Annotated in this window: 28 protein-coding genes, 3 tRNA genes and 1 pseudogene; 15 read left to right on the forward strand and 17 right to left on the reverse strand. The window is 73.7% G+C overall.

Annotated elements, in window-relative coordinates; translation table 11 throughout:
- The first annotated feature begins 7 nt into the window (after positions 1–7).
- Together ABZS80_RS02885 and ABZS80_RS02890 are read left to right on the forward strand one after the other, a co-directional pair.
- Complete coding sequence (locus ABZS80_RS02885) at positions 8–742, forward strand: YcnI family protein (RefSeq protein WP_355054150.1); 735 nt, start codon at positions 8–10, stop codon at positions 740–742.
- Positions 743–1404: 662 nt separating this feature from the next.
- Positions 1405–1695 (forward strand): annotated as a pseudogene (locus ABZS80_RS02890) (hypothetical protein); the annotation flags it as partial.
- A gap of 277 nt (positions 1696–1972) precedes the next feature.
- On the opposite strand, the gene ABZS80_RS02895 reads toward ABZS80_RS02890, so the two are convergent.
- The gene (locus ABZS80_RS02895; protein ID WP_355054151.1) at positions 1973–3244 is read right to left on the reverse strand and encodes a glycosyltransferase family 87 protein; all 1272 of its coding nucleotides are present in this window, start codon (positions 3242–3244) and stop codon (positions 1973–1975) included.
- A gap of 68 nt (positions 3245–3312) precedes the next feature.
- Here ABZS80_RS02895 and orn point away from each other — a divergent pair, with 68 nt between their 5' ends.
- Both orn and ABZS80_RS02905 read left to right on the forward strand, forming a co-directional pair.
- Positions 3313–3909, forward strand: a complete 597-nt coding sequence (orn, locus tag ABZS80_RS02900; protein ID WP_355054152.1) for an oligoribonuclease — start codon at positions 3313–3315, stop codon at positions 3907–3909.
- 101 nt (positions 3910–4010) lie between these two features.
- Positions 4011–4086, forward strand: a tRNA-His gene (locus ABZS80_RS02905).
- Between the two features lie 105 nt (positions 4087–4191).
- Here the strand turns inward: ABZS80_RS02905 and ABZS80_RS02910 are convergent.
- Entirely contained in the window at positions 4192–5496 is a 1305-nt protein-coding gene (locus ABZS80_RS02910) for an Ig-like domain-containing protein (protein ID WP_355054153.1), read from the reverse strand.
- A 210-nt stretch (positions 5497–5706) separates the two neighbouring features.
- On the reverse strand, positions 5707–6972 hold the full coding sequence (locus ABZS80_RS02915) for an Ig-like domain-containing protein (RefSeq protein WP_355054154.1): 1266 nt from the start codon (positions 6970–6972) through the stop codon (positions 5707–5709).
- A gap of 187 nt (positions 6973–7159) precedes the next feature.
- Between ABZS80_RS02915 and ABZS80_RS02920 the strand changes: the two genes are divergently transcribed.
- From ABZS80_RS02920 to ABZS80_RS02935, 4 genes are all read left to right on the forward strand, one after another.
- A tRNA-Lys gene (locus ABZS80_RS02920) sits at positions 7160–7235 on the forward strand.
- Positions 7236–7478: 243 nt separating this feature from the next.
- Positions 7479–7551 (forward strand) — tRNA-Lys (locus tag ABZS80_RS02925).
- A 521-nt stretch (positions 7552–8072) separates the two neighbouring features.
- Entirely contained in the window at positions 8073–8660 is a 588-nt protein-coding gene (locus ABZS80_RS02930) for a hypothetical protein (protein ID WP_355054155.1), read from the forward strand.
- A gap of 116 nt (positions 8661–8776) precedes the next feature.
- Positions 8777–9517: a Clp protease N-terminal domain-containing protein gene (locus tag ABZS80_RS02935; protein ID WP_355054156.1), complete on the forward strand. Its 741-nt coding sequence runs from the start codon at positions 8777–8779 to the stop codon at positions 9515–9517.
- A gap of 63 nt (positions 9518–9580) precedes the next feature.
- Here the strand turns inward: ABZS80_RS02935 and ABZS80_RS02940 are convergent, their stop codons facing one another.
- Together ABZS80_RS02940 and ABZS80_RS02945 are read right to left on the reverse strand one after the other, a co-directional pair.
- The gene (locus ABZS80_RS02940; protein WP_355054157.1) at positions 9581–10096 is read right to left on the reverse strand and encodes a hypothetical protein; all 516 of its coding nucleotides are present in this window, start codon (positions 10094–10096) and stop codon (positions 9581–9583) included.
- Between the two features lie 100 nt (positions 10097–10196).
- Positions 10197–10382 carry a DNA repair protein gene (locus ABZS80_RS02945; protein ID WP_355054158.1) on the reverse strand — a complete coding sequence of 62 codons (186 nt, stop codon included), beginning with the start codon at positions 10380–10382 and terminating at the stop codon, positions 10197–10199.
- Positions 10383–10550: 168 nt separating this feature from the next.
- Here ABZS80_RS02945 and ABZS80_RS02950 point away from each other — a divergent pair, with 168 nt between their 5' ends.
- Positions 10551–11216: a GNAT family N-acetyltransferase gene (locus ABZS80_RS02950; RefSeq protein ID WP_355054159.1), complete on the forward strand. Its 666-nt coding sequence runs from the start codon at positions 10551–10553 to the stop codon at positions 11214–11216.
- A 181-nt stretch (positions 11217–11397) separates the two neighbouring features.
- Here the strand turns inward: ABZS80_RS02950 and ABZS80_RS02955 are convergent, their stop codons facing one another.
- From ABZS80_RS02955 to ABZS80_RS02965, 3 genes are read right to left on the reverse strand one after another with little or no spacing between them, the layout of a single operon-like run.
- Positions 11398–12105, reverse strand: coding sequence for a TetR family transcriptional regulator (locus tag ABZS80_RS02955; protein ID WP_151463655.1), 708 nt, complete (start codon positions 12103–12105; stop codon positions 11398–11400).
- A complete protein-coding gene (locus tag ABZS80_RS02960; RefSeq protein ID WP_151463656.1) occupies positions 12038–12538 on the reverse strand; it encodes a DCC1-like thiol-disulfide oxidoreductase family protein in 501 nt (166 codons plus the stop codon). The genes ABZS80_RS02955 and ABZS80_RS02960 overlap by 68 nt, the downstream gene beginning before the upstream one ends.
- A complete protein-coding gene (locus tag ABZS80_RS02965; protein ID WP_151463657.1) occupies positions 12535–13014 on the reverse strand; it encodes a hypothetical protein in 480 nt (159 codons plus the stop codon). Before ABZS80_RS02965 ends, ABZS80_RS02960 begins: the two co-directional genes overlap by 4 nt.
- Before the next feature lie 136 nt (positions 13015–13150).
- Between ABZS80_RS02965 and ABZS80_RS02970 the strand changes: the two genes are divergently transcribed.
- The gene (locus ABZS80_RS02970) at positions 13151–13513 is read left to right on the forward strand and encodes an STAS domain-containing protein (RefSeq protein WP_355054160.1); all 363 of its coding nucleotides are present in this window, start codon (positions 13151–13153) and stop codon (positions 13511–13513) included.
- Between the two features lie 6 nt (positions 13514–13519).
- On the opposite strand, the gene ABZS80_RS02975 is transcribed toward ABZS80_RS02970, so the two are convergent.
- Together ABZS80_RS02975 and ABZS80_RS02980 are read right to left on the reverse strand one after the other, a co-directional pair.
- Positions 13520–14716 (reverse strand): PP2C family protein-serine/threonine phosphatase, encoded by a 1197-nt coding sequence (locus ABZS80_RS02975; protein ID WP_355054161.1) that lies wholly within the window; start codon positions 14714–14716, stop codon positions 13520–13522.
- A gap of 36 nt (positions 14717–14752) precedes the next feature.
- Positions 14753–16204 carry a glycoside hydrolase family 3 N-terminal domain-containing protein gene (locus ABZS80_RS02980; RefSeq protein ID WP_355054162.1) on the reverse strand — a complete coding sequence of 484 codons (1452 nt, stop codon included), beginning with the start codon at positions 16202–16204 and terminating at the stop codon, positions 14753–14755.
- Between the two features lie 123 nt (positions 16205–16327).
- On the opposite strand from ABZS80_RS02980, the gene ABZS80_RS02985 reads away from it, so the two are divergent.
- Positions 16328–17503 carry an ROK family transcriptional regulator gene (locus ABZS80_RS02985; RefSeq protein WP_355054163.1) on the forward strand — a complete coding sequence of 392 codons (1176 nt, stop codon included), beginning with the start codon at positions 16328–16330 and terminating at the stop codon, positions 17501–17503.
- Between the two features lie 113 nt (positions 17504–17616).
- Here the strand turns inward: ABZS80_RS02985 and ABZS80_RS02990 are convergent, their stop codons facing one another.
- Positions 17617–18627, reverse strand: coding sequence for an ABC transporter permease subunit (locus tag ABZS80_RS02990; RefSeq protein WP_355054164.1), 1011 nt, complete (start codon positions 18625–18627; stop codon positions 17617–17619).
- Positions 18624–19628, reverse strand: coding sequence for an ATP-binding cassette domain-containing protein (locus tag ABZS80_RS02995; RefSeq protein ID WP_355054165.1), 1005 nt, complete (start codon positions 19626–19628; stop codon positions 18624–18626). Before ABZS80_RS02995 ends, ABZS80_RS02990 begins: the two co-directional genes overlap by 4 nt.
- 75 nt (positions 19629–19703) lie before the next feature.
- Here ABZS80_RS02995 and ABZS80_RS03000 point away from each other — a divergent pair, with 75 nt between their 5' ends.
- Positions 19704–20600 carry an ABC transporter ATP-binding protein gene (locus ABZS80_RS03000; protein WP_355054198.1) on the forward strand — a complete coding sequence of 299 codons (897 nt, stop codon included), beginning with the start codon at positions 19704–19706 and terminating at the stop codon, positions 20598–20600.
- A gap of 20 nt (positions 20601–20620) precedes the next feature.
- Positions 20621–21520 carry a ribokinase gene (locus ABZS80_RS03005; protein ID WP_355054166.1) on the forward strand — a complete coding sequence of 300 codons (900 nt, stop codon included), beginning with the start codon at positions 20621–20623 and terminating at the stop codon, positions 21518–21520.
- Between the two features lie 2 nt (positions 21521–21522).
- Here ABZS80_RS03005 and ABZS80_RS03010 read toward each other — a convergent pair whose 3' ends face one another.
- The gene (locus ABZS80_RS03010) at positions 21523–22491 is read right to left on the reverse strand and encodes a helix-turn-helix domain-containing protein (RefSeq protein WP_355054167.1); all 969 of its coding nucleotides are present in this window, start codon (positions 22489–22491) and stop codon (positions 21523–21525) included.
- 71 nt (positions 22492–22562) lie between these two features.
- On the opposite strand from ABZS80_RS03010, the gene ABZS80_RS03015 reads away from it, so the two are divergent.
- Positions 22563–23015 (forward strand): rhodanese-like domain-containing protein, encoded by a 453-nt coding sequence (locus ABZS80_RS03015; protein WP_355054168.1) that lies wholly within the window; start codon positions 22563–22565, stop codon positions 23013–23015.
- 5 nt (positions 23016–23020) lie between these two features.
- Here ABZS80_RS03015 and ABZS80_RS03020 read toward each other — a convergent pair whose 3' ends face one another.
- On the reverse strand, positions 23021–23749 hold the full coding sequence (locus ABZS80_RS03020) for a hypothetical protein (protein ID WP_355054169.1): 729 nt from the start codon (positions 23747–23749) through the stop codon (positions 23021–23023).
- Positions 23750–23821: 72 nt separating this feature from the next.
- Positions 23822–24304: a DUF6232 family protein gene (locus ABZS80_RS03025; RefSeq protein WP_148427090.1), complete on the reverse strand. Its 483-nt coding sequence runs from the start codon at positions 24302–24304 to the stop codon at positions 23822–23824.
- A 68-nt stretch (positions 24305–24372) separates the two neighbouring features.
- On the opposite strand from ABZS80_RS03025, the gene ABZS80_RS03030 reads away from it, so the two are divergent.
- The gene (locus tag ABZS80_RS03030; protein ID WP_355054170.1) at positions 24373–24804 is read left to right on the forward strand and encodes a nuclear transport factor 2 family protein; all 432 of its coding nucleotides are present in this window, start codon (positions 24373–24375) and stop codon (positions 24802–24804) included.
- On the opposite strand, the gene ABZS80_RS03035 is transcribed toward ABZS80_RS03030, so the two are convergent.
- Positions 24750–25262, reverse strand: coding sequence for a DUF6232 family protein (locus tag ABZS80_RS03035; RefSeq protein WP_355054171.1), 513 nt, complete (start codon positions 25260–25262; stop codon positions 24750–24752). The two genes, ABZS80_RS03030 and ABZS80_RS03035, sit on opposite strands and share 55 nt — an antisense overlap.
- Before the next feature lie 70 nt (positions 25263–25332).
- Positions 25333–25776, reverse strand: a 444-nt coding sequence (locus ABZS80_RS03040; protein ID WP_355054172.1) for a zinc ribbon domain-containing protein, incomplete at its 5' end; no start/stop codon positions are given.

Consider the following 25776-nt stretch of genomic DNA (forward strand, 5'->3'; position numbering starts at 1 on the left):
CGCCCACATGACCCGTCTCCGGCGTCCCGCAACCGCCGCCGCGCTCACCCTCGCCGCCGTGGCCATGGCCGTGCTCGGCCTGGCCGGGCCGGCCTCGGCGCACGTCACCGTCAACCCGAAGGAAGCCACGCAGGGCAGCTACGGCCGCTTCGCCTTCCGGGTGCCGAACGAGAGCGACACGGCGTCGACGACGAAGGTCGAGGTGAACCTGCCGGAGAACGCCCCGGTCGGCTCGGTCTCCACCATGCCGGTGCCCGGGTGGACGGTGGCGGTGGAGAAGCGCAAGGTCGACCCGCCCATCGAGGTGCACGGCAGCCAGCTCACCGAGGCGGTCTCCAAGCTCACCTGGACGGCCGCGCCGAACGGCGGGGTCAAGCCGGGCGAGTTCCAGGAGTTCCCGGTGTCGATGGGCCCGCTGCCGCAGGTCGACCGGATGGTGTTCAAGGTGCTCCAGACCTACTCGGACGGCAACGTGTCGCGCTGGATCGAGGAGCCCACGCCGGGCGGGGAGGAGCCGGAGAACCCCGCGCCGGTGCTCACCCTGGCCGCCGCCTCGGCGTCCGCCTCGCCGGTCGCGAGCGCCCCGGCTGCGGCGGCCGCCGCCGACGACGATGACGACGACGCGGACACCGGCGCGGCCACCGCGTTCGGCGTGGCCGGTCTGGTCGCCGGCCTGGCCGGCCTGGTCCTCGGCGGGCTGGCCTTCCTGCGTACCCGCCGGGAGCCCGCCGCGAAGTCCTGACCTGCGTCGACACGCCGGCCCGTCGGATCTTCCGGCGGGCCGGCGGTCGTTCCGCGGTCCTTCGGGTGCTTGCCGTGGATATCCGGCGAATCGTCGGCCGTCGTCGGTAAGGTCGGCCGGGTACTTCGCTACCGAGGGGGACGACGCGAATGCGTTTCGTGCGCACGATCGCCGGCATGCTGCTGTTGACCGTCGGGATTCCGGCCCTGCTGGCGGGCGCGGGGCTCTGGCTCGCCGCCCGGCACGCCGACCCGGACGGCGGCTTCGGCGCCCGCTTCGAGACGGTCCGCACCCCCGCCCGGGCGGTCGTGGTGACCGACGTGGACGCCCTGCTTCGCGCCGACGCGCCGGTCGCCCGGGCCGGGCAGGCCCGGCTGCGGCTGACCGCCCGGACCGCCGACGGCCCCGCCTTCCTCGGCCTCGCCCCGACCGACCAGGTGCGACGGTGGCTGGGCGACGTCCCGCACTCCACCGTGAGCCGGGTCTCGCTGTCCCGGGGGCCGCTGCCGGTCCGCCTCGACCCGCCCACCGCCGGTGCCGCGGCCGCCGTCCCGCTGGACCAGGACCTCTGGGTACGCGAGGGCGTCGGCGCCCTGGAGTGGAGCCCGGCCGAGCTGGCCGACCGGTCGCTGAGCCTGGTGCTGATGCGGCCGGACGGGCGGGCCGACCTGGCTCTGGACCTGCGCGCCGAGCTGCGCGCCGGCTGGTTCCCCGGTGTGGCCTGGGCGCTGCTGGCCGGCGGGACGCTGCTGGTGGTGCTCGCCGTGCTGCTGCTGTTGCGCCCGGTCCGCCCGCGCGAGGTGGTCTTCGTGGTCGAGCCGGACCAGGTTCCGGTGCTGGCCGGCCGGCTGGGTGTCAGCTCGCTCAGCGGGCTGGGCCAGCGGGCCGAGCCGTCCACCCTGCCTGACCGGCAGCTGGTGTCGGTCGGGTCGGCGCCCGTCGAACGGTCCCGTGCGGCCATCGGCCCGGTGCCGAGCCGGCGCCCGGAGAGCCTGGCCGACCTGCCGGTCGACCCGGACTGGTCGTGGCCCCCGGTGACCACCGCTCAGACGCCCCGCCCGGTCCGGCCGGCCACGCCGGTCGACGAGTGACCGGGCGCGCACGGCGGTGGCCCTCCGCGCTGCCGACGCGGAGGGCCACCGTCACCGGGGGATCGGTGCTACCTGGGAGAACCTGAGGTAGTTGAGACCAGATTAGCGCCGAACGACGCCTGACGCGAGTTCTGTCCAGTTACTGCCTGTTTGTGACCGGTGCCCCGGCCCGCTCCCGTGCCGGCCGGCGGGTCGGCAGCACGGCCAGCAACAGCAGGCTGAGCAGCACGTACGCGTTGCGGACGACGAAGTTCACGGGATCGTCGGTGCGCGCCGGTGCGACGCCCCAGTCCTGGAAGGTGACCACCCCGTAGACGATCACGAAGGCGGTGCCGGCGGCCAGCACGAGCAGCCAGCGCCGCCGGCGGGCACCCTCCACCGTGGCCGGGTCGGCGTCCAGCGCCGCGTCGACCAGCACCACCACCGCCGGGATGAACCAGTACAGGTGGTGGGTCCAGGTGATCGGGCTGACCAGCCCACCGACCAGGCCGGTCAGGGTGAGGCCGGCCAGCGCGTCCCCGGCCCGCGCCGCCCGGGCGGCCCGCCACAGCCCGTACCCGGCGACCAGCAACGCCAGCAGCAGCCAGGGCAGCTGGCTCGGCTTGTCCGGCGCGGTGATGCGGCTGAGCAGGCCGAACAGCGACTGGTTGCCGGTGTAGTCGGTCCGGCCCACCCGGTCGGTCGTCCACAGTTCGTGGGTCCAGAACCGCCACGAGTCGCGGGGCGCGACCGCCGCCGCGAGCAGCGTGGCCAGCGTCGCGGTCACGGCCGCCACCACGGCGGCCCGCCAGCGCCGGGTGGCCAGCAGGTAGAGCACGAAGATGCCGGGGAAGAGCTTGAGCGCCGCCGCCAGCCCCACGCCCACGCCGGCCCAGCGCCGCCCCTGGGGTACGGCGAACAGCAGGTCGCCCAGGATCAGCACCACCAGCAGCATGTTGATCTGCCCGAAGGTGATCGTCTCCCGGGTGCTCTCCACCGCGAGGACCAGCAGCACGGCCACCGTGACGGTGAACAGCTTCGGCAGGTCGTGCCGCCGCACCACGGGCAGCACCAGCCAGCGGGTGGTCACCACCACCCCGACCACCGTGAGCACCGTGAAGATCGCGACGGTGACGCCGAGCCGCGGAAGCGCGAACGGCCACAGCACCAGCCCGGCGAGCGGGGGATAGGTGAAGTACAGCAGGCCCTGCACCCGGTCCGGCTGCACGTAGTCGTAGAGCGGATGGCCGGCCCGCCACCAGTCCATCGCGCTCATGTAGATCTTGAGGTCGAGGAAGTTGTGGTTGAGGCCCGGACGGTAGAGCGCCGGCAGCAGCGCCGCGAGTGCCACCACCGTGACCAGCCGGCGGGCCGCACGCCCGCCCGGGTCGTCCTCGGTGACGGCTGGTGGTGCGACGGGTTCGGCTGGCACGGGGAAACCCTAGCGGTCCACCTCGGCGAGGGAGCTTCAGGCGCGGGCGGGTCGGCGGCGCGTAGTCTGTGGCGGTGGCTGATCTTCTCGTCTGGATCGACTGTGAGATGACCGGGTTGGACCTCGGCCGGGACAGGCTGATCGAGGTCGCCGCGCTCGTCACCGATCCCGACCTCAACGTGCTCGGGGAGGGCGTCGACGTGGTCATCCACGCCGACGAGGCGGCGCTGGAGGCGATGCCGGAGATCGTGCGCACCATGCACGGCAAGTCCGGCCTCACCGAGGAGGTGCGCCGCTCGACGGTCACCCTGGCCGAGGCCGAGGACATGGTGCTCGACTACGTCGCCAGCCACGTGAAGGACCCGCGCACCGCCCCGCTGTGTGGCAACTCGATCGCCACCGACCGGGGGTTCATCGCCCGGGACATGCCCCGGCTCGACGCCCACCTGCACTACCGGATGATCGACGTCTCCTCGATCAAGGAGCTCTGCCGGCGCTGGTACCCGCGGGTGTACTTCGGTCAGCCGCAGAAGGGCCTGGCCCACCGGGCGCTGGCCGACATCCGGGAGAGCATCCGCGAGCTGGAGTACTACCGGCGGACCGTCTTCGTGCCGCTGCCCGGCCCGGACGTGGAGACCGCCAAGGCCATCGCCGCCCAGCTCTGAGCCCCGCCGGGCGGCCCGCCCGAACCCGGTGGACGGGGCCGGCCGGGGTGTGGCTATTATTAGTCCGCGCCCCGCCCGGGTCGACCGGCGCGGAGAGCATGGTGGCTGTAGCTCAGTTGGCAGAGCACCGGGTTGTGGTCCCGGTTGTCGTGGGTTCAATTCCCATCAGTCACCCCAGATGACGCGAAGCCCCCTCCTGCGGGAGGGGGCTTCGTCATGTCCGGTCCTCGAAGCGGCGAACGGCCCCCACCCGGTGGGAGGAGGCCGTTCGATGACCGTCGGTCAGGGGGTCGGCGTGACGCTCGGCTCGTCGGCGCCCGGGCTGGTGTCGTCGCCCGGCGCGGCCGGCGGCTCGTACGGCACGGCGCTGCCCTTGACGTACTCGTCCCAGCTCATGTTCCAGTCGGTCCAGCCGTTGCCGTTCTGGAGCTTGCGCTCGGTGCCCTTCACCGTGATCGGGTCGCCCATGCGGGTGTTGGCGAAGAGCCAGTTGCCGTCCTTCATCGAGACGTTCACGCAGCCGTGCGACACGTTCGTCCGGCCCTGCACGCCCTCCGACCAGGGCGCGGCGTGGATGAACTCGCCACCCCAGGTGAGCCGCTGCGCATAGTCGATCTCGGTGCGGTAGCCCTCCTCGGGGCCCAGCTCCTCCATGGTGTCGAAGACCGTGTGGCGGAGCTTCTCGATCACCACCATCGTGCCGCTGGACGACGGGGTGCTCTTCTTGCCGAGGCTCACCAGGATCGTCTTGATCACCTTGCCGTCCTTGGTGACCGTCATCTTCTTGGTGCGGTTGTCCACGGTCATCACGAACGACGGGCCGATCTTGACGTCGACGGTGAGGTCGGAGCGGCCGTACCAGCCGTCGCCGAGCGGCAGCCCACCCGCCTGCACCTTGTAGCTCACCGTGCTGTTGGCCTTCCAGTACGACTTCGGCCGGTAGTGCACCTCGGTCGGGCTGATCCAGTGCCAGATGCCCTCCTGGGCCGGCTTCGACGTGACCGTCATCCGCCGCTGCAGGTCGTCGCGGTAGTCCTCCGGGATGGCCCGGCCGAACTTGACGATCAGCGGCATGGCCACCCCGACGACCTGATTGTCGCCGAGGAAGCTGGTCGCCCGGATCTGCTTGCCCGGCTTCGCCATCGTGGTGAAGGTGCTGGTCGCGGTGGCCGGCTTGCCGTCGTCGCCGGTCGCGGTCACCGTGGCCGTGTAGGTCTGGCCGTAGGCCAGCGCGCCGTCCGGCAGCCAGCTCTTCCCGTCCTTCGCGAGCTGGCCCTCGACGGCCTTGCCGGCGGAGTCCTTCAGCTCGACGGTGGTCTCCTGCGCCTCCTTCGTAGTGAAGGTGACGGCGGTGGAGGCCGGCACGTCCTTGGCGTCGGCCGCCGGCTCGGTGATGGTGGCCGCCGCCTTCGGGCCGCTCTCACCACCACCCTGCCAGCTCGACGACTTGTCCCCGTCTCCGCCGCCGCCGCTGGTGCAGGCGGTCAGGGCCATGGCGGCGGCGAGCACCGTGGCCGCGAACACGCGGCGTCGCCCGCCGCGCCGGGCCGCCCCGCCCCGGATCAGCTCGTCCTGGCTAGCTCGCATGTGTCCCTCACAGTCGTGGTCCCGGGTCCCGTCTCTACAGACGCGCCGGAACGGTCACCCGTTGCCGGAAGTGAACCGAAACACCCCGCCCGTGATGTAACGATTCTGATGTCGTGCGGCGCTCTGCCGGGCGGAGTGGTCTTCCCTCCGCCCGACAGTACGCCGACGAACGGCCACCGTCGGTGGCGCGTCCGCCCACGTTACGCCTGGTCAGAAGGGCGATCCCTGCCCGCCCGCGGGCACCGGCACGGCGCTGCCCGCGGCGAACTGCGACCAGCTCATGCTCCAGGCCGTCCAGCCGTTGCCCGGCTCCAGCCGCCGTTCGGTGCCCTTCACCGTGATCGGGTCACCGACCAGCGTCTTGCCGAAGAGCCACCGGCCGTTCGCCATCGAGACGTTGACGCAGCCGTGCGAGACATTCACCCGGCCCTGCTTGCCCTCCGACCACGGTGCGGCGTGGATGTACTCGCCGCCCCAGGTCAGTCGCTGGGCGAAGTCGATCTCCGTGACGTACTGGTTGCGCGGGTCCGGCTCGTCCCGGGTGTCGAAGACCGTGGACTCCTTCTTCTCCATCACCACCATCGTGCCGCTGGAGGAGGGCGTGCCCTTCTTGCCCAGGCTCACCGGAATGGTGCGGACCACCGACCCGTTCTCGTACACGGTCATCTGCTTGGTCGCGTTGTCGACCTTCATCTCGAACGCGCGCCCGATCTTGGCGGTGGCGCTCCGGTCGACGTTGCCGTAGCGGCCGTTGCTCAGCGGGATCCCGGCCAGCGCCAGCCGGACCGTGATCGTGGTGCCCGGCTTCCAGTACTCCGGCGCCCGGTAGTACGCCTGCGTGCCGTTGTAGACCCAGTGCCAGGCGCCCGGCTGCGGCGGGTCGGTCTGCACGAACATCCGCTTCTGCACCGCGGCGCGGTCCTTCTTCGGGATGCCCGGCGAGAACTCGGCGACCACCGGCATGCCGACGCCGTAGGTCTTGCCGCTGAACATGTAGAGCCCGGAGCCGATCATCGACTTCGGCTTGGCCATCGTGGTGAAGCTGCTGGTGCCCTGCCGGGTCTGGCCGTCGGTGCCGGTGCCCGTGACCGTGGCGGTGTACCGGGCTCCGTACTTCAGCGGAGCCGACGGCACCCAGGACGAGCCGTCGCGGCGCAGCCGCCCGGCGACGGTCGCGCCGTTGGCGGCCGTGAGGACGACCTTCGACACCGTGCCGCCGCCCGGGATCTTCGCGCTGATCTCGGTGCTGACCGGGCGCTTGTCGGACCCGTCGGCCGGGCTCACCGTCAGCGCCGGCAGGGCGGGCGCGCTCGGCTCGCCCGTCGCGTCCGGCGACGTGGTCGCCACCGGGTCGCCCTGCTGCGCGCCGGCCACGAACGCCGGCTTCTTCTGGTCGTCACCGCACCCGGTCAGTGCCAGCGACGCCGTGAGGACCAGGACGCCCACCACCGCCCCGGCCCGCGCGAACCTGCCCATTCCCACCTCTGTTCTCGCGTGCCTGGCGGACATCGTGCCCCATGAGTGCCCGCGTCCTGCGCCCCTCGACCGGACAGACGCGAATTTTGTGGGCTTTCGCCGGTTAAGCTCGACCGAAGGGTGGAGCCCGGTATCGGATTGGAACCCGGGTCGGCGTGCGTGCTAAGGTTCTTCCCGTTGTCAGCGAGCGCCGCTAGCTCAACTGGCAGAGCAGCGGACTCTTAATCCGCGGGTTCGGGGTTCGAGTCCCTGGCGGCGCACCAACGAGCAAGGCCCTGACCTGGTGGCTCACACCGGGGCGGGGCTTTTTCGTGTTCGGGGTGGCAGATGGGTGCTGGACTGGTCGCCTCGTGGGCCGGCGACCGCCGGCCAGGTCATCGGGCATCGTCGTCCTGGGGCGGCGGTCCTGGTGCGGCCGTAGCTCCCGGCACCCCTTTTGCCGAACCGGGGCCACCCGTGGCGGAGGCCGCTCGGGGGCGTGTTAACGTTCCTGCCGTTGCCGGCGAGCGCCGCTAGCTCAACTGGCAGAGCAGCGGACTCTTAATCCGCGGGTTCGGGGTTCGAGTCCCTGGCGGCGCACGGTTCACATCAGGCCCGGTCCCTCGCGGACCGGGCCTGATGTCTGTCCGGCCCCGGCCCGCTGTCGAGATCTTGGACAGTTGCCGTTCGAACGAACGGGACGGGTCCAAGATTCACTCCGTGGGCAAGGCTGCCTGCGCCGCGTGAGGCAGATGTCCGCATCGTGACCCGGTGGTCGGGGCTCCAGGATCCGCCGCACTTTCGGCGGGCCGTCCGCGTCGAATGGGGCGATTGTCCGTGTCGGGGCTGTGATCGGCGGCATGCTGGTGGCGGAATGGCGGGCGGGTGCGGGTCGTTGTATCGGGGTGCGCGACCGAGGAGGGCGGCCCGTCGAGGCGGGTGCCCCGAGCCTGGAATGTGGGTGGGCCGGCGGTCGTTGTACATGGTCCGGCGCCGCGAAGAGGCCTTGCCCCGCGCGCCGGTGATCCCCCGGAAGCGACTTCTTGAGCGCCTGACGGTGCTTGCGCACGGCCGACCCCTATCGGTCCTGTGTGCCAACCCCCGAATGGAGCTGACCTGTCATGAACACGATGCTGCGTAAGAGTGTGCTGGGTATTGCTGGTCTGGCGGTTGCCGGTGGTCTGGCGGCCGGTCCGCTGCACCACGGTGAGGTGGCGCCGGTGACGGGGCTGTCGGAGGCGGCGGTGGTGCAGGCCGACAAGCCGGACACCGCGAAGCTGATCCCGCACGGTGTGCAGGGCGCCCAGTCGCACATCGACCTGAACGACGAGCAGATCGACAACGCCAAGGCGATCATCGCGGCGACGAAGAAGGCCGGCCTGCCCGAGCGGGCCGCGGTCATCTCGATCGCGACGAGCCTGCAGGAGTCGAAGCTGGAGAACCTGGGCCACCTCGGCGACGCCAATGACCACGACTCGCTGGGCCTGTTCCAGCAGCGCCCCTCCAGCGGTTGGGGCACGCCGGAGCAGATCACCGACCCCGAGTACTCGACGCTGGCGTTCCTGAAGGGCCTGAAGCAGGTCGACGGCTGGCAGGACATGCCGCTGACCGAGGCCGCCCAGACCGTGCAGGTCTCGGCCTACCCGGACGCGTACGCGCAGTGGGAGCAGCAGGCCGCCGACATCGTCGCCCAGTACTGGAACAGCTGACACAAGCAAGCTGGCCGGCACCCCGAACACGGGGTGCCGGCCAGCGGCGTCTGAGGGCCTAGAGAGATCGTCAACCAGTGGTTGACGCAGCGACTTCGTCAACCTATGGTTGACGCATGACGGAGGAGATTGAGCCGCTGAAGATGACCCATCCGGTACGCCTCGACGAGCTGATCGACGGCATCAAGAAAGTGCACGGCGACGCGCTGGACCAGCTCTCCGGTGCCGTCCTGGTCGCCGACCACCTGGGCGACCTCGCCGACCACCTCGTCGGGCACTTCGTCGACCAGGCCCGCCGCTCGGGGGCCTCGTGGACGGAGATCGGCCGCAGCATGGGGGTGAGCAAGCAGGCCGCCCAGAAGCGGTCCGCCGCGAAGGCCGAGACGGCGGCGGCCCTCGACCCGAACGCCGGCTTCGGCCGGTTCACCCCGCGGGCCCGCAACGTGGTGGTCTCCTCGCAGGAGGAGGCGCGGACCGCCGGCAACGCCGAGATCACGCCGGGGCACGTCGCCCTGGGACTGCTTGCCGAGCCGGAGGGGCTCGCGGCCGCGCTGATCGTGGCTCGGGGCGTACCCCTGGAGCGGCTGCGGGAGGCGGTCACCGCGACCCTGCCGGCGAAGGCCGACACGGTTCCGGACCTGATTCCCTACGACGCGCGAGCCAAGAAGGTCCTGGAGCTGACCTTCCGGGAGGCGCTGCGGCTGGGCCACAACTACGTGGGCACCGAGCACATCCTGCTCGCCCTGCTGGAGGAGGAGGCCGGCGACGGCGTGCTCACCGGGCTCGGGCTGGAGAAGTCGGCCCTGGAGTCGGCGGTCGAGGGCGCCCTCGCCGAGATCACCCGCAAGCGGGCCTGACCCGCGACCGGGCCCCGACCGCACCGGCCGGGCACGCGCCACGGGGGCGTGTGCCCGGCCGGGTCAGGCGGTGGGGAAGCCGTAGCGGGCGGCGTGCTCCGGGTCGGCCGGGTCGACCTGGCGGATCCCCGCGTCGGCGAGGCGCTTGTTCACCTCGTCGAGCTGCTCGCGCACCAGCCGGGCCTCCTCCTCGGTGACCCGGCCGCGGTGCGGCTTGCCGGCGTGCTCGATGGTGCCGTAGTCGACCTTCTCGGCGGAGCGCCGGGCCTTGGGCGGCTTGACCCGCTCGGCGGTGCGCAGCAACTGCGCCATCGGCATGTCGGTGGCCATGGCGTCGAACTCGCTGGCGGTCAGCACCACCCGGCGCGGCTCGCCCCCGCCGTGCCGGTCGTGGATCTCGACGACGGCCACGTCCAGCGCCGCGTCGTCGATGCTCTCCACCTCGACCGGGGTGGCGTCGAGTTGCACGGGCCCGGCCACGAGGTCCGGGTGCTCCAGCACGACGACTCTGACCACCTCGTCGTCGGCGCGCAGCACCTGGCCGCTGAAGTCGGAGACGTGGATCGTCTTCTTGCCCATGCGCGCAGTTTCTCCTGTGGTCGGCCGGATTCGGACCACAAGACGCTACAGCACAGGTGTGCGAAAGCTCGGTGTGGAGCGCTCGGGTGTGTCGCGTGCGTCAGCGGGCGGTGAGGCCGCGCCGGGGGGAGGCGCCCGCCGGCAGCGCGTTCAGCTCGGCCCAGGAGAGTGTCCCGTGGCGAGCCCCCCGGTAGTCGGCCTGCGCCGGGAACCGCCCGGCGGCCACGACGGCCTGCCAGCGCTGCTCGGCGTCCTGCTGGTACCGGTCATTCGGCTGATTCGGCATGACCATTACCGTCCCAGAGAAACTTGTACATGTATGGAAATGAATATGACGCGGGATCGATGTCTGAGGTTCCCGCGTCGCCGGAGGTGTTCGGAGACCGTCTACCCACCCGCCCGGCGTCTCAATCAACTCCCGCACGGATCCGGCGGGCGGGCGTACCATGATCACGTGCTCGACCGGCGGCTGTTCCTGCACCTGGCGACCTGGTTGGGGCAGTGGCCGGCGGGTCCCGGGCTGCATGTGGTCCGCTCGCACCGGCGGGCCCGGCCGGCCTGGGACGGGCGGCTGCGCCCGGCCATCGCGGTCGCGTCACCGGAGTGCGGAATCCTCTCGGTGCCGCCGGACCGGGCCGGCGCGGTGCGGGACCTGGTCCGGGAACGGCCCGGCGAACGGCTGCTGCCGGTCCTCCCGGCAGCGGTCGGCGCGCCCGAGTTCACCACCCACGCCGGGCTGTTCCGGTGGAGCACCGCGCCGGCGCCGCTGCCCGACGCCGGTGAGTGGGTCGCGCCGACCACGCCCGGGCTGCCGCCCTGGCTGCGGCTGTTCGACCGGGAGGTGCTGGTGGTCCGGGACGCCGACGGGGCGTACCTGGCCGGCGCGGGGATCAAGCGGCACGACGCGCACGGGCACGAACTGGCCGTGGGGACGGTGCCGGCGGCGCGGGGGCGGGGGCTGGCCCGGCGGCTGGTCGCCCAGGCGGCCCGGCGGGTGCTGGACGAGGGAGCCGTTCCCACCTATCTGCACAACCACGGCAACCACGCCTCCGCGCGGGTGGCCGAGGCGGCCGGCTTCCCGGACCGGGGGTGGACGTCGTACGGGGTGTTCCCGCGCTGACCGAGGCGGGCGCGGACCGTGGATCCCGGGCCGGATCCACGGTCCGCGGCCTCTCCCCCCAGGTCCCGACCCTGGTAACGCTATGTGTCCGCTGCGTGTCGAGCAAGGGGTGAAGAGCTGAGGACCCCTGTCCGGTTGCGGACTTGACCTGCGGTTCAGCCGATGGGGGTGGCCGCGGCGGTCAGTGACGCAGCGTGTGGATCAGGCCGACCACCTGGCGGGTCACGGGGCGCAGCACCCGGAGCCGGGACAGCTTCACCAGCCGGTCGACCAGCGGGACGGCGCCGTCGATGAGCTGGCGGGTCTTGGCCTGGCCCGGGGAGCGGTCGTGCACCCAGTAGAGCACCACGCCCATGTAGCCGAGCCAGAGCAGCTCCGGCAGGGGCTCGCGCAGTTCGGCGTCCACCGTGGCGGCCGAGCCCTCCAGGACCTCGCGGAAGAGCGCGACCGAGGCGTCCCGCGGGCCGGACGACTCGGCGGAGAACGGGCTGAGCGGCGAGGTGGGTTCGGCGGCCGTCTTGAAGAAGCTGGCGGCGAACGAGTGGTACGGCGTGAGGACGTCCACCCCGGCGTGCAGCACGGCGGCCAGCCGGGCCGCGAAGTCCCGCTCGCGGGCCAGGGCGGGCGCGGCCACCACCCGGTGTTCCCGCTGGGTGTCCGCGTAGAACTCCTGGACCAGGTGTTCCTTCGAGCCGAAGTAGTAGTAGGCGTTGCCCACCGCCACGCCGGCCTCCTGGGCGATGGCGCGCATGGTGGTGCGCGCGTACCCCCGCTCGCGGAACAGCCGCATGGCGGTGTCCAGGATCAGCTGGCGGGTCTGCTCACCCCGGGCCGTCGCCCCGGTGCTCGGGCCACCCGCAGCGGTCGTCGGCGCAGTCTGCTCGGTCATCGTCGTCACCGTATCCCGGGTCCGGTCGGGGTTCCCGGACCAGCTCACGTGCCGCGGAGGCGGTCGTCACCATCCGCCGGGCCAGCGGCAGCAGGTGCGGGCGGGCCAGCCGCTCGGCGGTTCGCCGGTGGTCGGCGAGGGCCCAGAGGCAGGCGAACCAGGCGCCGTCGCCCGCGTAGACCGCGCCGGTGTCGGCCACCACGGTCAGGTCCCGCAGCGTGGCGTCGTGGTCGAGCCCGGGGAAGCGCCGCCGGGCCTCCGCCGACCCGGCCGGCACGAACTCCAGGGGTACGAGCTGGGCGCGCGACGCGAGCCACTGCCGGGCGGCCCGGCACAGCGGGCAGTGCGCGTCGTAGAGGACGGTGAACCCGCGGATCCCACCGGCCCCGTGCCCGGTGGGATCCGTCGGGCGCCCGCCCGGGGCGAGCGTCATCGTGGCGGGGCCGGCGGTGCCTGCCCGGGCGGGGGACCGGCCGGCACCGGTGCGGCCGGGTGGGCCGGTCGGGCGCCGCCCTGCGGCGGGAGGTAGCCGACCGGGGCGAGCGGCGGGTGGGCGGCCGCCTGCTGGCGCAGCCGCCCGCGCCGGTAGCGACCGAGCGCGAAGACGTTGAAGAAGTGCAGCGCGCCGAGGACCAGGAGCACCCAGCCGACCTTCATGGAGAGCTGTTCCAGCGCCTGGCTGGTGGTGCCCACCGGGCCGGCCTCCTTCATGGCCACCGTGACGTAGCCGAGGTTGAGCAGGTAGAAGCCGACCACCAGCAGGCTGTTGACCGCGTCGGCCAGCCGCTTGTCGGCGAAGACGTCCTCCAGGAACACCAGACCGTTGCGGGCGAGCGCCCGGGCCACCCACACGGTCAGCGCGATGCTGACCGCGAGGTAGGCCAGGTACATCCAGACCTTCACGTCCATCCCCGTCGCCTCTCTTGAACACGTTCAAATCGAAGTCCGACTCAGCGTACGACAGGACTTGAACATGTTCAAGTTCGTTCGATGGCGCGCGGCCGGTATCGTCGCGGCGACGTGTGTCGGAGCGGACGGGCGGGTCATGGAGATCGGTACGCGGGATGCGGGGGCGGGGCGGCTGGTCGTCCGCCCGGCCGGCGACCTCGACATGGCCGGGGTGCCCACGTTCGACCGGGCGCTCGACGCCGTGCTGGATCGGCCCGACCTGGTGGAGATCCTGGTCGACCTCAGCGCCGTCACGTTCCTCGACTCGACCGGGGTGGCCGCCCTGCTGCGCGCCGCCGCCGAGGCGGTCGGCCGGGGCGCCAACCTCCGGGTGACCGACCCGCAGCCCCTGGTGGCCCGGGTGCTGCGGATCACCGCGGTCGACGTCCTGCTCGGTTGGCAGGGCGGCCGGGACGACGACGGCAGGACCGTGGAGCCCGGCTGGCGCCGCCTGCGGTGAACCGCCTCAGGGCTCCGTCCGGGCCGCCGCCGCGCCGGACCACTCCACCAGCACCATGCTGGCGTCGTCGCGGGAAGCGGTGCCCCGGTACGCGGCCACGGCGCGGCTCAGCCGGCGCAGCGTCTCCGGCCCGGGCAGGTCCGAGCCGATGAGCCGCTCGGCGAGGTCGGCGAGCCGGGGCAGCCCGAACATCTCCCCGGCCGCGTCGCGCGCTTCGGTCACCCCGTCGGTGTAGAGCAGCAGCCGGTCGTCCGGCTCCAGCCGGGCCTCACCCGGCTCGCCGCCGGGCAGGTTCAACCCGAGTGGTGGGCGGCGTCCGCCGGTCAGGGCGCGCACGGCCCGTCCCCGGCGCAGCAGCACCGGGGCGGGGTGCCCGGCGTTGACGTACCGGACCCGTCCGGTGTCGACCTCGACCTCGGCCAGGACGGCGGTCACGAACCGCCCGTCGCGCCACTGGCTGAACAGGGCCGCGTCGACCGCGGCGACCTGCTCGGCCAGCCCGCCGCCGGCGCGCCGGGCGGCCCGCAGCGCGGCGAGCGCGACCGAGGTGGTCAGCGTCGCCGGCAGCCCGTGCCCGACCCCGTCCAGCACCGCGAGCGTGAGCCGGCCGCCGTCCAGCGCGTAGTCGAACGCGTCCCCGCCCACCTCGTAGCAGGGTTCCAGGATCGCGCTGACGGCGGCCGTGTCGGTGGCGAAGGTGAGCGGGGGGAGCAGTTGCCAGAGCAACTCGGCGGAGACGGCCATGGGTCCGCTCCGCCGGGCGCGGTTCAGGCTGTCGCCGTACACGGACTTGCTGGCCACCAGGTGCCCGACCAGACCGGCGAGCGTCCGGCAGCCTTCGTGCAGGGCGGGGTCGTCCGGGTCCGCGCCGGCCGGCAACCGGACCTCCAGCAGCCCCAACCGCTCGGTGCCGTCGACGATCGGCACCCAGAGCCGGCCGTCCTGCCCGACCCGCACCCGCACCTCGGTGTAGGCGCGGCCGGGCAGGCTGGTGTCGATGGGCAGCGGGTCCGGCAGCGGCCGACCCGGCTCGGGCAGCGGGCGCAGCAGGTCCTGCTCGACGTCCACCACGTACGTGGTCACGGACACGCCCAGGTCGCGCACCGCCGCGCTCACCGCCGCGGGCACCCCGTCGGGCGGCACCCGGTGGGACCGGGAGACCAGCTCGGCCGCTGCCCGGTTCCAGGGGTCGGCTGCGCTCATCCGACCCGTGTACCCCGTTACGGCGCGGGGCAGACCTCAGCCGGCCAGGCCGAGCACCTGGGCCGCCGCGCGGCCGTTGGCGTGGCTGGCGCCGTACGTGGTGACGAAGGCTCGCGCCCCGGCCGGCCGCCAGCCGCCCGGCCAGCCCATCTCCACCACGGTCACCGGGTGCGTGGCGGCCAGCGCGTCGACCAGTTCCCGCGCCCCGGGCAGCCGGTGCAGGTGGCGGCCGACCAGCACGACGGGCCGGTCGCCGGCGAGCGCGCGCAGTTCGTCCGGCTCGGTCTCGCCGGCCACCGCGCGGACCACCTCCGCCCCGGCCAGGTGCGGGCCCAGCCCCCACGGCACCCGCCCCTCGGCGATGGTGGAGGTGGCGTGCACCTGCACCACCAGCGGCACGGCCAGGCCGGTGACGTCGCCCTCGACGCGCACCGCGCGCAGGGCGGCGGCGTAGCCGAGGCCGTCCGGGGTCTCCGCCGCGCAGCCACCCGCGCCGGTCCAGGCGGCCAGCCCGGCGGCCCGACCGGCGGCCTCCTCGACCCGGGCCCGGTCCAGCCGGCCGTCGGCGAGCGCGGCGACGATCTCCTCGACGACGTGCTCCACCAGGCCGGCGTCGACCTTCGCGCCGATGCAGAGCAGGTCCGCCCCCGCGACCAGGGCGCGGACCGCGGCCGGTCCCACCCCGCCGGCGGCCAGCGCGGCGCCCTTCATCTCCAGCGCGTCGGTGATCACCGCGCCGGTGAAGCCGTACTCGGCGCGCAGCAGGTCGACCAGGACCGCCCGGCTGAAGGTGGCCGGACCGTCGCCGGTCAGCGCGGGCACCCGGATGTGGGCGGTCATGACGGCGCGTACCCCGGCGTCGACCACCGCGGCGAACGGCGGCAGGTCACGCTCGCGCAGCACGGCCGGCGGCACGTCGACGGTGGGCAGCTCGTGGTGGGAGTCGGCGACCGTCGCGCCGTGCCCGGGGAAGTGCTTGGCGCAGGCGGCCACCCCGGCGGACTGGAGACCGACGACGGCGGCGGCCGAGTGGACGGCCACCCGGACCGGGTCGGCGCCGAACGAGCGGGTGCCGATCACCGGGTTCTCGTCGGCGGTGTTCACGTCGACGGTCGGGGCGAGGTCCAGGTTGATGCCGAGGGCGGCCAGCTCGGCGCCGATCGCCGCGTACACCTGGCGGGTCAGGGTCGGGTCGTCGACCGCGCCGAGGGCGGCGTTGCCCGGGTACGGGCTGCCGGTGGCGTGCGCCAGCCGGGTGACGTCCCCGCCCTCCTCGTCGATGGCGATGAGCACGTCCGGCCGGCCGGCGCGCAGCGCCGCGGTGGTCGCCGCCACCTGGGCGGGGTCGTGGATGTTGGTGCCGAACAGGGTGTGCCCGGCGAGCCCCTCGGCGAGCAGGTCGACCGCCCAGTCGGGCGGGACCGGGCCGGGGTACGCCGCCAGCAGCGTGCCCAGCGCGAGCCGGCGGAGTCCTGGATCCAACCCCACGAGTATCCCCTTTCCCTGCCGGGTCGTCCGACGGCCCCGGTTCGGGGCGGCCGATACGCTAACGGACACCCCTCGGCAGGCGTTTTGTGGTTAGCAAACTTTACTGAAAATTGAGGACGTGGCATGAGTGCGACCCGGCTGCCCGGCACCCCCCGACTGTTGCGGGCGCTCAACGACCGCGCGGCGCTGGAGCTGCTGCTCGAGCAGGGGCCACTGACCCGGGCGCGGATCGGCGAGCTGACCGGGCTCTCCAAGGTCACCGCGTCCCAGCTGGTCGAACGGCTGGAGGAGCGCGGCCTGGTCGCCCGGGTCGGTGAGCAGGCCGGCGGGCGGGGCCCGAACGCCCAGCTCTACGCGGTCCGGCCGGGCAGCGCGTACGTGGTCGGCGTGGACGTCGGCGCCGAGCGGGTGGTGGCCGCCTGCGCCGACATCACCGGGGCGGTGGTCGGCCGGGTCGAGCAGTCCACGAAGGACACCGACGACCCGGTGGGCGTGGTGCACAACGCGGTGGTCCAGGCGGCCAGCAGCGCCGGCGCCGAGCTGTCCAGCGTGCGGCGGATCGTGCTCGGCACCCCCGGCCTGGTGGACCCGGGCACCGGCGACATCACCTTCGCGTTCAACCTGCCCCGCTGGCACAGCGGCCTGCTCGCCGCGCTCCGCGAGGACCTGCACACCCCGGTGGTCTTCGAGAACGACGTGAACCTGGCCGCCGTGGCCGAGGCGCAGTCCGGCGCGGCGCAGGGCACGGCGGACTTCGTGCTCGTCTGGCTGGACGCCGGTGTCGGTCTGGCGATCATGCTGGGCGGGCGGCTGCACCACGGCAGCAGCGGCGCGGCCGGCGAGATCGGCTACCTGCCGGTGCCCGGCGTACCCATCCCGCGGGACGTGTCGAAGCGGGCCAAGCCGGCGTTCCAGCAGCTCGCGGGGGCCGACGCGGTCCGCGCGGTGGCCACGGACCACGGCTTCGCGGCGGCCGGCGCGGCCGACGCGGTCCGCGCCGCGATCGCCGCCGGCGAGGCGGGCGAGCCGCTGCTGGACGAGTTGGCGCGCCGGCTTGCGCTCGGGGTGGCGAGCACCTGCGTGGTGCTCGACCCGCCCCTGGTGGTGCTGGCCGGCGAGGTGGGGCGGGCCGGCGGGGCGGCGCTGGCCGAGCGGGTGCAGCACGAGGTCGCCGCGATCACCCTGGTCCGGCCGCGGGTGGTGAGCACCGGGCTGACCGAGGAGCCGATCCTGCGCGGCGCGCTGCGCACCGCCCTGGACGAGGTGCGCGACGAGGTGTTCGGCTCGACGGTCGGCTGACCGCCGGCCCGTCGTCGCCGCTGCCGCCATGCGAAGGAATTCTTCACGAGGTGGCGAATGTCTGCAAGGAGTTGCCGGTGCGGTCCCGGATCCGGGACCGCACCGGCGCACCCTCAGATCAGGTCGCGGCGGCGGAACACCGTGAACGCCCCCACGACCAGGGCGGCGGTCAGGCCGAGCAGGACCACCAGCCCCGGCGCCCAGCCCAGCGTGTAGTAACCGTCGCAGAAGCCCGCGATGTCACCGGTGCAGGCGTCGTTGTCCCAGAACTGGGCCTCGCCGCTGAGCCACGCCGCCAGGTAGCTGGAGAGCATGAACCGGTCCGGGCGGGTCACCGACAGGATCTGGAACACCAGCCGGGCGCCCAGCTCCCACACCACCAGGTAGGCGGCCACCGTGCCGAGCGCCGCCGAGGTGTGCCGGCCGAGCGTGGCCAGGGCGAAGCCGAGCGCTGCGGCCAGCAGCACCAGCACCAGGCCGCGCACCCAGACCGCGGCGAGCGACGACCAGAACGCGCCGCCCAGCCGGCCGGTCAGCCCGGAGGCCTCACCGATCAGCCAGAACACCCCCAGGTACGCCACCGACGCCAGCGCCGAGAGCCCGAGCAGCCCGCCGAGCAGCGTGCCCAGCTTCGCGCCGAGCACCACGAGCCGGCGCGGCCGCCAGAGCAGCAGGTTGACCACGCCGCCCGAGTTCAGGTCGGCGCCGATGTAGGAGGCGCCCACCAGGAACCCGAACATCGCCAGGAACGCGATCAGGAAGTAGAGCAGCGGCTCGGCCTCGTTGGCGAAGACGAACACCCCGCTGAGGTAGTCGGACGCGCTCGGCAGCTTCTCCATGAGGGCCGGGTCGATCTGCGCGCAGTCCCGCGGCAGGTAGTCGTTCTCGTCCGGCGTCACGGTGCCCGCCTTGATCCGCAGGCAGCGGTCGTGCGCAAGCTCCATGTTGCGCACCTCCTCGGCGGCCTGCGCCTGGGCCCGGCTCAGCTCCACCGGCGACGGCCGGTGCGAGCCGGCCAGCGTGGTCGCCACGGTCACCGCGAAGGCCACCACCAGCAGCAGCACCATCAGCTGGACGAAGCGGCGGGCGGCCAGCCGCTCCAGCTCGGCACGGACCAGGTTCACGCGTCCACCTCCCGGCTCTCCCGGACGTCCAGGTCGATCACTCCGTCGTTAGGCGGCGCACCGTCCACCTGGCGGGGCAGCGCCGGATGGGGGTGGTCGCCGGTCAGCTCCAGGAAGACGCTCTCCAGGTCGGGCCGGAGCGGGATCAGCTCGCGCACCCAGAGGCCCTGCTCGCCCAGCGTGCGGCTGATCAGCTCGGGGTCGACGACCCCGGTCACCACCAGGTGGTCGGCATGCGCGGTCACCGCCATGCCGGCGCGGCCCAGCAGCTCCACGGCCCGCTCGGGCTCGGCCACCCGGACCTGCCACTGGTGCTGGTCGAAACCGGCCAGCACGTCCTCCACCGGCCCGTACGCCACCCGCCGGCCCCGGCTGATGATCGTCACGTGGTCGCAGATGAGCTGGATCTCGGCCAGGATGTGGCTGGACAGCAGCACGGTCACCCCGGCCGCGGCCAGCGACCGGGTGAGATCCCGCATCTCCCGAATGCCGGCCGGGTCCAGGCCGTTCGCCGGCTCGTCCAGGATCAGCAGCTGCGGGTCCTTGAGCAGCGCCGAGGCCACCGCCAGCCGCTGCTTCATGCCCAGCGAGTAGCCCTTGACCCGCTCGTCGCCCCGGTCCCGCAGGCCCACCTGCTCCAGCACTTCGTCGACCCGGGCGGTGGGCACGCCGCCGGCCAGCGCCAGCAGCCGCAGCGTCTTGCGGCCGGTGAAGTTGCCGAAGAACTGCGGGCTCTCCACGATCGCGCCGACCCGCCCGGCCACCTCGGCCAGCCGATCCGGGGACTCGGCCCCGAGCACGCTCATCCGGCCGGCGTCGGCCCGGACCAGCCCCAGCAGGGCGCGCAGCGTGGTGGTCTTCCCCGAGCCGTTCGGCCCGAGGAAGCCGTGCACCTGCCCGGCCTCGACCAGCAGGTCGAAACCGTCGACGGCGATCCGGCGCCCCTGACGCAGGGTGTGGAACGTCTTGCGGAGACCGGCGATCTCGATGACCGCGCTCATCCGCACGCCTCCCGGCAGCGGTCGGGCATGAGGTGTCCTCCCGGAGTGGTGACCAACGACACGGCGCCCCACCCTATGGCCGCGACGCCGCCCGTGGGGGGCACCGTGCCGGCTGCGTGGTTGGATGGACCGGTGACTGGTGACCTGATCCCCGGCGCCGCCGGCACCCCCGCCCCCGCACCCGTGGACGCGGATCTGGTGGTCAGCCTCGACGGTGTCGGCGTCCGCCGCTCCGGCAGCACGCTGGTGCAGGACGTCGACTGGCGGGTCGAGCTGGACGAACGCTGGGTGGTGCTCGGGCCGAACGGCGCCGGCAAGACCACCCTGCTCAACCTCGCCGCCGGCCGGCTGCACCCGACCACCGGCACGGCGCACGTGCTCGGCGAGCGGATCGGCCGCACCGACGTCAACGAGCTGCGGACCCGGATCGGCCTCTCCACCGCCACGCTCGCCGAGCGGATCCCCGGCGACGAGCGGGTCACCGACGTCGTGGTGACCGCGGCCTGGTCGGTGGTGGGGCGCTGGCGGGAGAGCTACGACCGCACCGACGAGACCCGCGCCCGCGCGCTGCTCGGCCAGCTCGGCGTCGCCCACCTCGCCGACCGGACGTACGGCACGCTCTCCGAGGGCGAGCGCAAGCGGGTGCAGATCGCCCGGGCCCTGATGACCGACCCGGAGCTGCTGCTGCTCGACGAGCCCGCCGCCGGGCTCGACCTGGGCGGCCGCGAGGACCTGGTGGCCCGGCTCGCCGAGCTGGCGTACGACCCGGACGCACCGGCCATGGTGCTGGTCACCCACCACGTCGAGGAGATCCCGCCGGGCTTCACCCACGCGTTGCTGCTGTGCGAGGGCGGCATCGTGGCGCAGGGCCTGCTCGCCGAGACGCTCACCGCCGACAACCTGTCGAAGACGTTCGGCCTGCCGCTGGTCGTCTCGCGGGCCGGCGAGCGCTGGACCGCGCGCGCCGCCTGAGCCCGACGGGAGGGGACGCCGTGCCGCAGACCCGGGTCGCCGTGGTGGGCAGCGCGAACATGGACCTCGTCGGCACCGCCTCGGCGCTGCCCCGACCGTGGGAGACCGTGCTCGGCAGCGACTTCGTCATGCTGCCCGGCGGCAAGGGCGCCAACCAGGCCGTCGCCGCCGTGCGCGCCGGCGCCTCCGGCGTCTTCCTCGGCGCGATCGGCTCCGACGCCTTCGGGGTCACCCTCAAGGCCCGGATCACCGCGGCCGGCGTCGACACCGGCCACCTCCGGGTGGTGTACGGCCCCTCCGGCGTCGCCCTGGTCATGGTCGGCGGCGCGGGGGAGCACGCCATCCTGGTCACCCCCGGCGCCAACGACGCGTTCACCGGCCTCACCGAGGGCGAACTGACCGCCGTACGCAAGGCGGACGTGCTGGTCGCGCAGCTTGAGGTGCCGGTGGAGACGGTGACCGCGGCGGCGCTGGCGGCCCGGTCGGCCGGCACCCGGGTGGTGCTCAACGCGGCGCCGGCCCGGCCGGTGCCGGCGGAGCTGCTGGCCGCCACCGACCTGCTGGTGGTCAACGAGACCGAGGCCCAGGCGCTCACCGGCCGGGGCAGCGACGAGCCGGCGGCGCTGCTCGAACTGGTGCCCCGGGCGGTGCTCACCCTCGGTGGCGCCGGCGCCTGGTACGTCGCGCGCGACCGGCCGGCCGTCCACGTCCCGGCCGTGAAGGTCGACGTGGTCGACTCCACCGCCGCGGGCGACGCCTTCACGGCCGCCCTGGCCGTGGCCTGGGGCGAGGGGCGCGACCTGGTCGAGGCGGTGCACTGGGCGGCGGCGGCCGGGGCGGCCTGCGTCCGCAAGCTCGGCGCCTCGGTGGCCCTGCCCCTCCGGGCCGAGATCGACGAGCTGTTCAGCCGGCCGGCCTGACCTCAGGCGGCGCCCGCCCGGAACGCCCGCCGGTACGCCGACGGCGAGGTCCGCATGGCCCGGGCAAAGTGGTGCCGGTAGGTGACCGGGCTGTCGAAGCCCACCGCCCCCGCGATCTCGGCGACCGGGGCGTCGGTGGTCTCCAGCAGGGCCAGGCTGGCCCGCACCCGCTGGTCGATCAGCCAGCGGATCGGGCTGGTCCCGGTGGCCCGGGCGAAGTGCCGCAGGTAGCTGCGGGTCGACAGGTGCGCCTGCCGGGCCAGCGCCGCCACGGTCAGCGGCTCGGCCAGGTGCCGGACCGCCCACGACAGGCTCGCCGCGATCCGGTCGTCCCCCGGGTCCACACTCACCGGCGCCTCGATGAACTGGGCCTGCCCGCCGTCGCGGTGCGGTGGGATCACCAGCCGGCGGGCCACCGCGTTGGCCACCGCCGCGCCGAAGTCGCGCCGGACCACGTGCACGCAGAGGTCCAGGCCGGCCGCGCTGCCCGCGCTGGTGAGGATGTCGCCGTCGTCCAGGTAGAGCACGTCCGGGTCGACCGTGACCGCCGGGTGGCGGCGGGCCAGCAGGTCCGCGTACCGCCAGTGGGTGGTGGCCCGCCGGCCGTCGAGCAGACCGGCGCCGGCCAGGGCGAAGGCGCCGGAGCAGATCGACATGAGCCGGGCGCCCCGACGGTGCGCCCGGCGCAGCGCCGCCACCAGCTCCGGCGACGGGTCGACGGTCACGTCCGGCACCCCGGGCAGGATCACCGTGCCGGCCCCGGCGAGGGTCTCCAGGCCGTACGGGGTGTGCAGGGCGGCCCCACCGACGACGGGCACCGGCCCGGGGCGCTCGGCGCAGACGGTGAGCCGGTACCAGTCGACCTCCAGCTCGGGCCGGGGCAGCCCGAACACCTCGGTCACGATGCCGGTCTCGAAGACCGACATCCCCGGGTACGCGAGCACCGCCACGGTCCGGTCGACGGGAGTCATGGCGGGATGTTAGCGAAGGACGGCGATCACGCCACTCCCGGCGGCGGCACGACCGGCCGCAGGATCGGTGCATGACCTTCTCCGTGCCGCCGGCCGACCCGGCGACCGCCGCCGCCCACTTCCACGCCCGCCTCAGCTTCGAGACCGACGTCAGCGACGTGCACGCCGCGCTGGAGGCGGGCAGCCCCGGGCTGGTCGTCGTCGACTCCCGCGGCGACGCCGCCTGGCGGCAGGGCCACCTGCCGGGCGCCCTGCACCTGCCCACCGCCGAGATCGCCGCCCGGGCCGCCGACCTCGTCCCGGCCGGGTCGGCGGTGGTGACGTACTGCTGGGGGCCGGGCTGCAACGGCGCCACCCGGGCCGCGCTGGAGTTCGCCCGGCTCGGCCACCCCGTGAAGGAGATGCTCGGCGGCTTCGAGTACTGGGCGCGGGAGGGGCTGCCGGTGGTCACCCCGACCGGCACGGTGCGGCGCCGGGTGGACGAGCTGACCGCGCCCCGGTCCGCCGCCGTCTGCGACTGCTGACCGGCTCAGTCGACGGGCTCGTCGGTGAGGCGTTCGCCCCGGCGGCGCAGCATGCCGAGCCCGGGGATGCCGGCCACCGCCAGCTTGAGGTCCCGGGTGACCGCCAGCAGGTCGTGCAGGTCCGGGCCGACCCGGTCCAGGGTGGCCAGGATCGGCAGCACGTCCGAGGTCAGGTGCTCCTTCAGCTTCGGCAGCTCGTCGACCAGCCGGATCGCCGCGGTCACCTCCTCCGGGCTGAGCTGCTCGATGAACCGGGTCGCCATGGGCGCGCCCCGGCGCAGCGCCGGCTCGTACGCGCCCAGCAGCTCGGCCGCCGTGCCGGCCGCCTCCTCGGCGGTGACCACCGTGCCGGCGGCCCGGACGGCCACCGCGTCGGCCTCGGCGACCAGGGTGGCCGCCGCCCGGGCCACCCGGTCGGCCTCGCCCACCAGCGCGGCGGCGGCCGTGGCGACTCCGGTGGCGGTCTCGATCGCCTCGGTGGCGGCGGCGCTGATCACCGCGATCTCCCGGACCGCCGCGTCGGCGTCGTCCAGCACCCGGTCGGTGCGGTCCAGGGTGCCCTCGATCCGGTCGACCACCCCGTTGATCCGCCGCAGCAGCGTCTCCACCTCGTCGAGCACCGCGAAGGCGCGGGCCGGCACGGCGGCGAACGCGGCGGCCGAGCCGAACGCCTGGTCCAGCGCGGAACGGGTGAGCCCGACGACGGCGCCGGGACGGGGGAGGGGAATCGCCATGCCACCCAGTGTGCGTCCCGCCGGCCAGGCCCGCCGGGTGGCGGCGGGGCGGCCACCGTCACACCCGGGCCGTCAGCGGCGGTCGCCCTGCTGCTCGACGGCACGCTGCACGGCCCGGTAGATCTGCCCGAACCGGAGCGCGTCGGGGGTACGCAGCAGCAACTCCTCCCGCCCGTGGTGCTGCACCCACAGCTCGTGCACGCGGTTGCCCCGCTCGTACGAGCGGTCCAGCCAGCCCAGCGGCACCTCCAGGAACGGGGTCAGGGCCAGCCCGACCACCACGAACGCCGCCACGATGACCAGCGCCAGCTTCCAGTCGCCCCGGTCCTGCGCGGCCCAGGCCAGCGAGAGCACGCAGACCAGCGCCACGAGCGGCGGCAGCGACAGCAGCAGGACCAGCACCCCGCGCCCCAGGACCCGGCCCCGGACCGCCAGGGTGGTCGCGCCGCGGGCGTGCCAGACGTACGTGACGTCGGCGAGCGCGACGACGTGCCCGCCCGCGTGGATGGCCTCGGAGGTGACCTGTACCGCGTCGTCCCGGTAATAGAGGGTCATCATTCACCTTAACCACCCGCCGTCCAGAGGGGACGGTGCGGCGAGCGCCGCCCGGGTAGCGTCGCGGCATGGCGGAGCGGGACGGGGCCGAGACGGCCGGCACGGAGCAGCAGCGCAACGTCGAGGTGGTCCGGCGGTATCTGCGGACCTTCCTCACCAAGGACCTGGCCGAGCTGGCCGAGGTGGTCGCCGAGGACGTGGAGATCTACGGCTGCGCCACGACGGTGCGCGGCCTGCGGTATCCCGAGGCGGCCGTCTCCTCGCCGGGCCTGACCGTGCTCGACCAGCAGATCCTGGAGATCTTCGCCGCGCAGGACCGGGTGGTGGTGTCGATGGCGCAGACCTACCGGCGGGACGCCACCGGCGCCACCACGGTGCAGAGCGCCTGCAAGATGTACCGGCTGGCCGGCGGGCGGATCGTCCAGTTCTGGGGCGAGCAGGACACCTACGGCCTGCTGCGCGGCCTCGGGTTGCTGCCCGACGAGCCGATCGCCTTCTGAGCGGCGGGCGCGCTCTCCATGGCCCGCTGCACCGCCCGGTAGATCTTGCCGAAGCGCAGCGCGTCGCCGGTGTGCAGCAGCCGCACCGGCTGACCCCGCCAGCGCGCCCACATCTCCCACTCCCGGCTGCCCCGGGCGTACGACCGGTCGAGGTGTTCGAAGAGCACGTCGGCGAGCGGCCCGACGCCGAGGCCGACCAGCACGGACGCGCCGACGATGGCGATCGTGACCACGGCGGAGCGGTGCAGCCAGACCGCCAGCCCGATGCCGAGCACGGCGGCCACCAGCGGGCCGGCGAGGGCCGCACCAATCGCGCCCCGGCCGGCGAGCACCCGCCAGGAGCGGTTGCCCCGGCGGTGCCACACCATGCCCAGCTCGGCGAGGGGGTAGGTGCGCCCCTCGACGCGGACGGCGGTGGAGGTGACCCGCACCGAGCGGTCGTCGTAGTACGTGATCATGGCCTCACTCCGAGTGCCCGGGGGCCCGACACCACACTGTCTACCGTTGCGGATGAGCGTTCTTGGATGCTCATGCTGCCGCACCTTGCGATGCGGCGGTCCCGGTCTTACCCGCTGGGACGGTGCCGGGTTGACGTTTCACGGCCACCTGCCCGCCGGGGCGGGTCTTATGGTCGGCTCCGCGTCCTGCCATCGGGCCACTCCCGGCGGGTGTCGCCTCGCCTGCGAGGGCGGCGAGGTTGCGTGCGGCGTTAAGGTCCCGGTCGAGGAGCAGGCCGCAGGTGGTGCAGGTGTAGATGCGCTCGGCCAGGGTCAGCTTGGCTTTCACTGTGCCGCAGCCCGAACAGGTTTTGCTGGAGGGATACCAGCGGTCGGCGACGATCAGCCGGCCGCCGTTCCATTGGGTCTTGTAGGCCAACTGGATCCTGCTGGCTAATTGGGTGTGTTGCGGCGGTTGCTGCCTCGCCGTGAATGCATGATCGGTTTTGCGGCTTCCTTCCCCTCTACAGCCGCG

The sequence above is a fragment of the Micromonospora sp. NPDC005305 genome (assembly GCF_040607315.1).
Lineage (GTDB): Bacteria > Actinomycetota > Actinomycetes > Mycobacteriales > Micromonosporaceae > Micromonospora.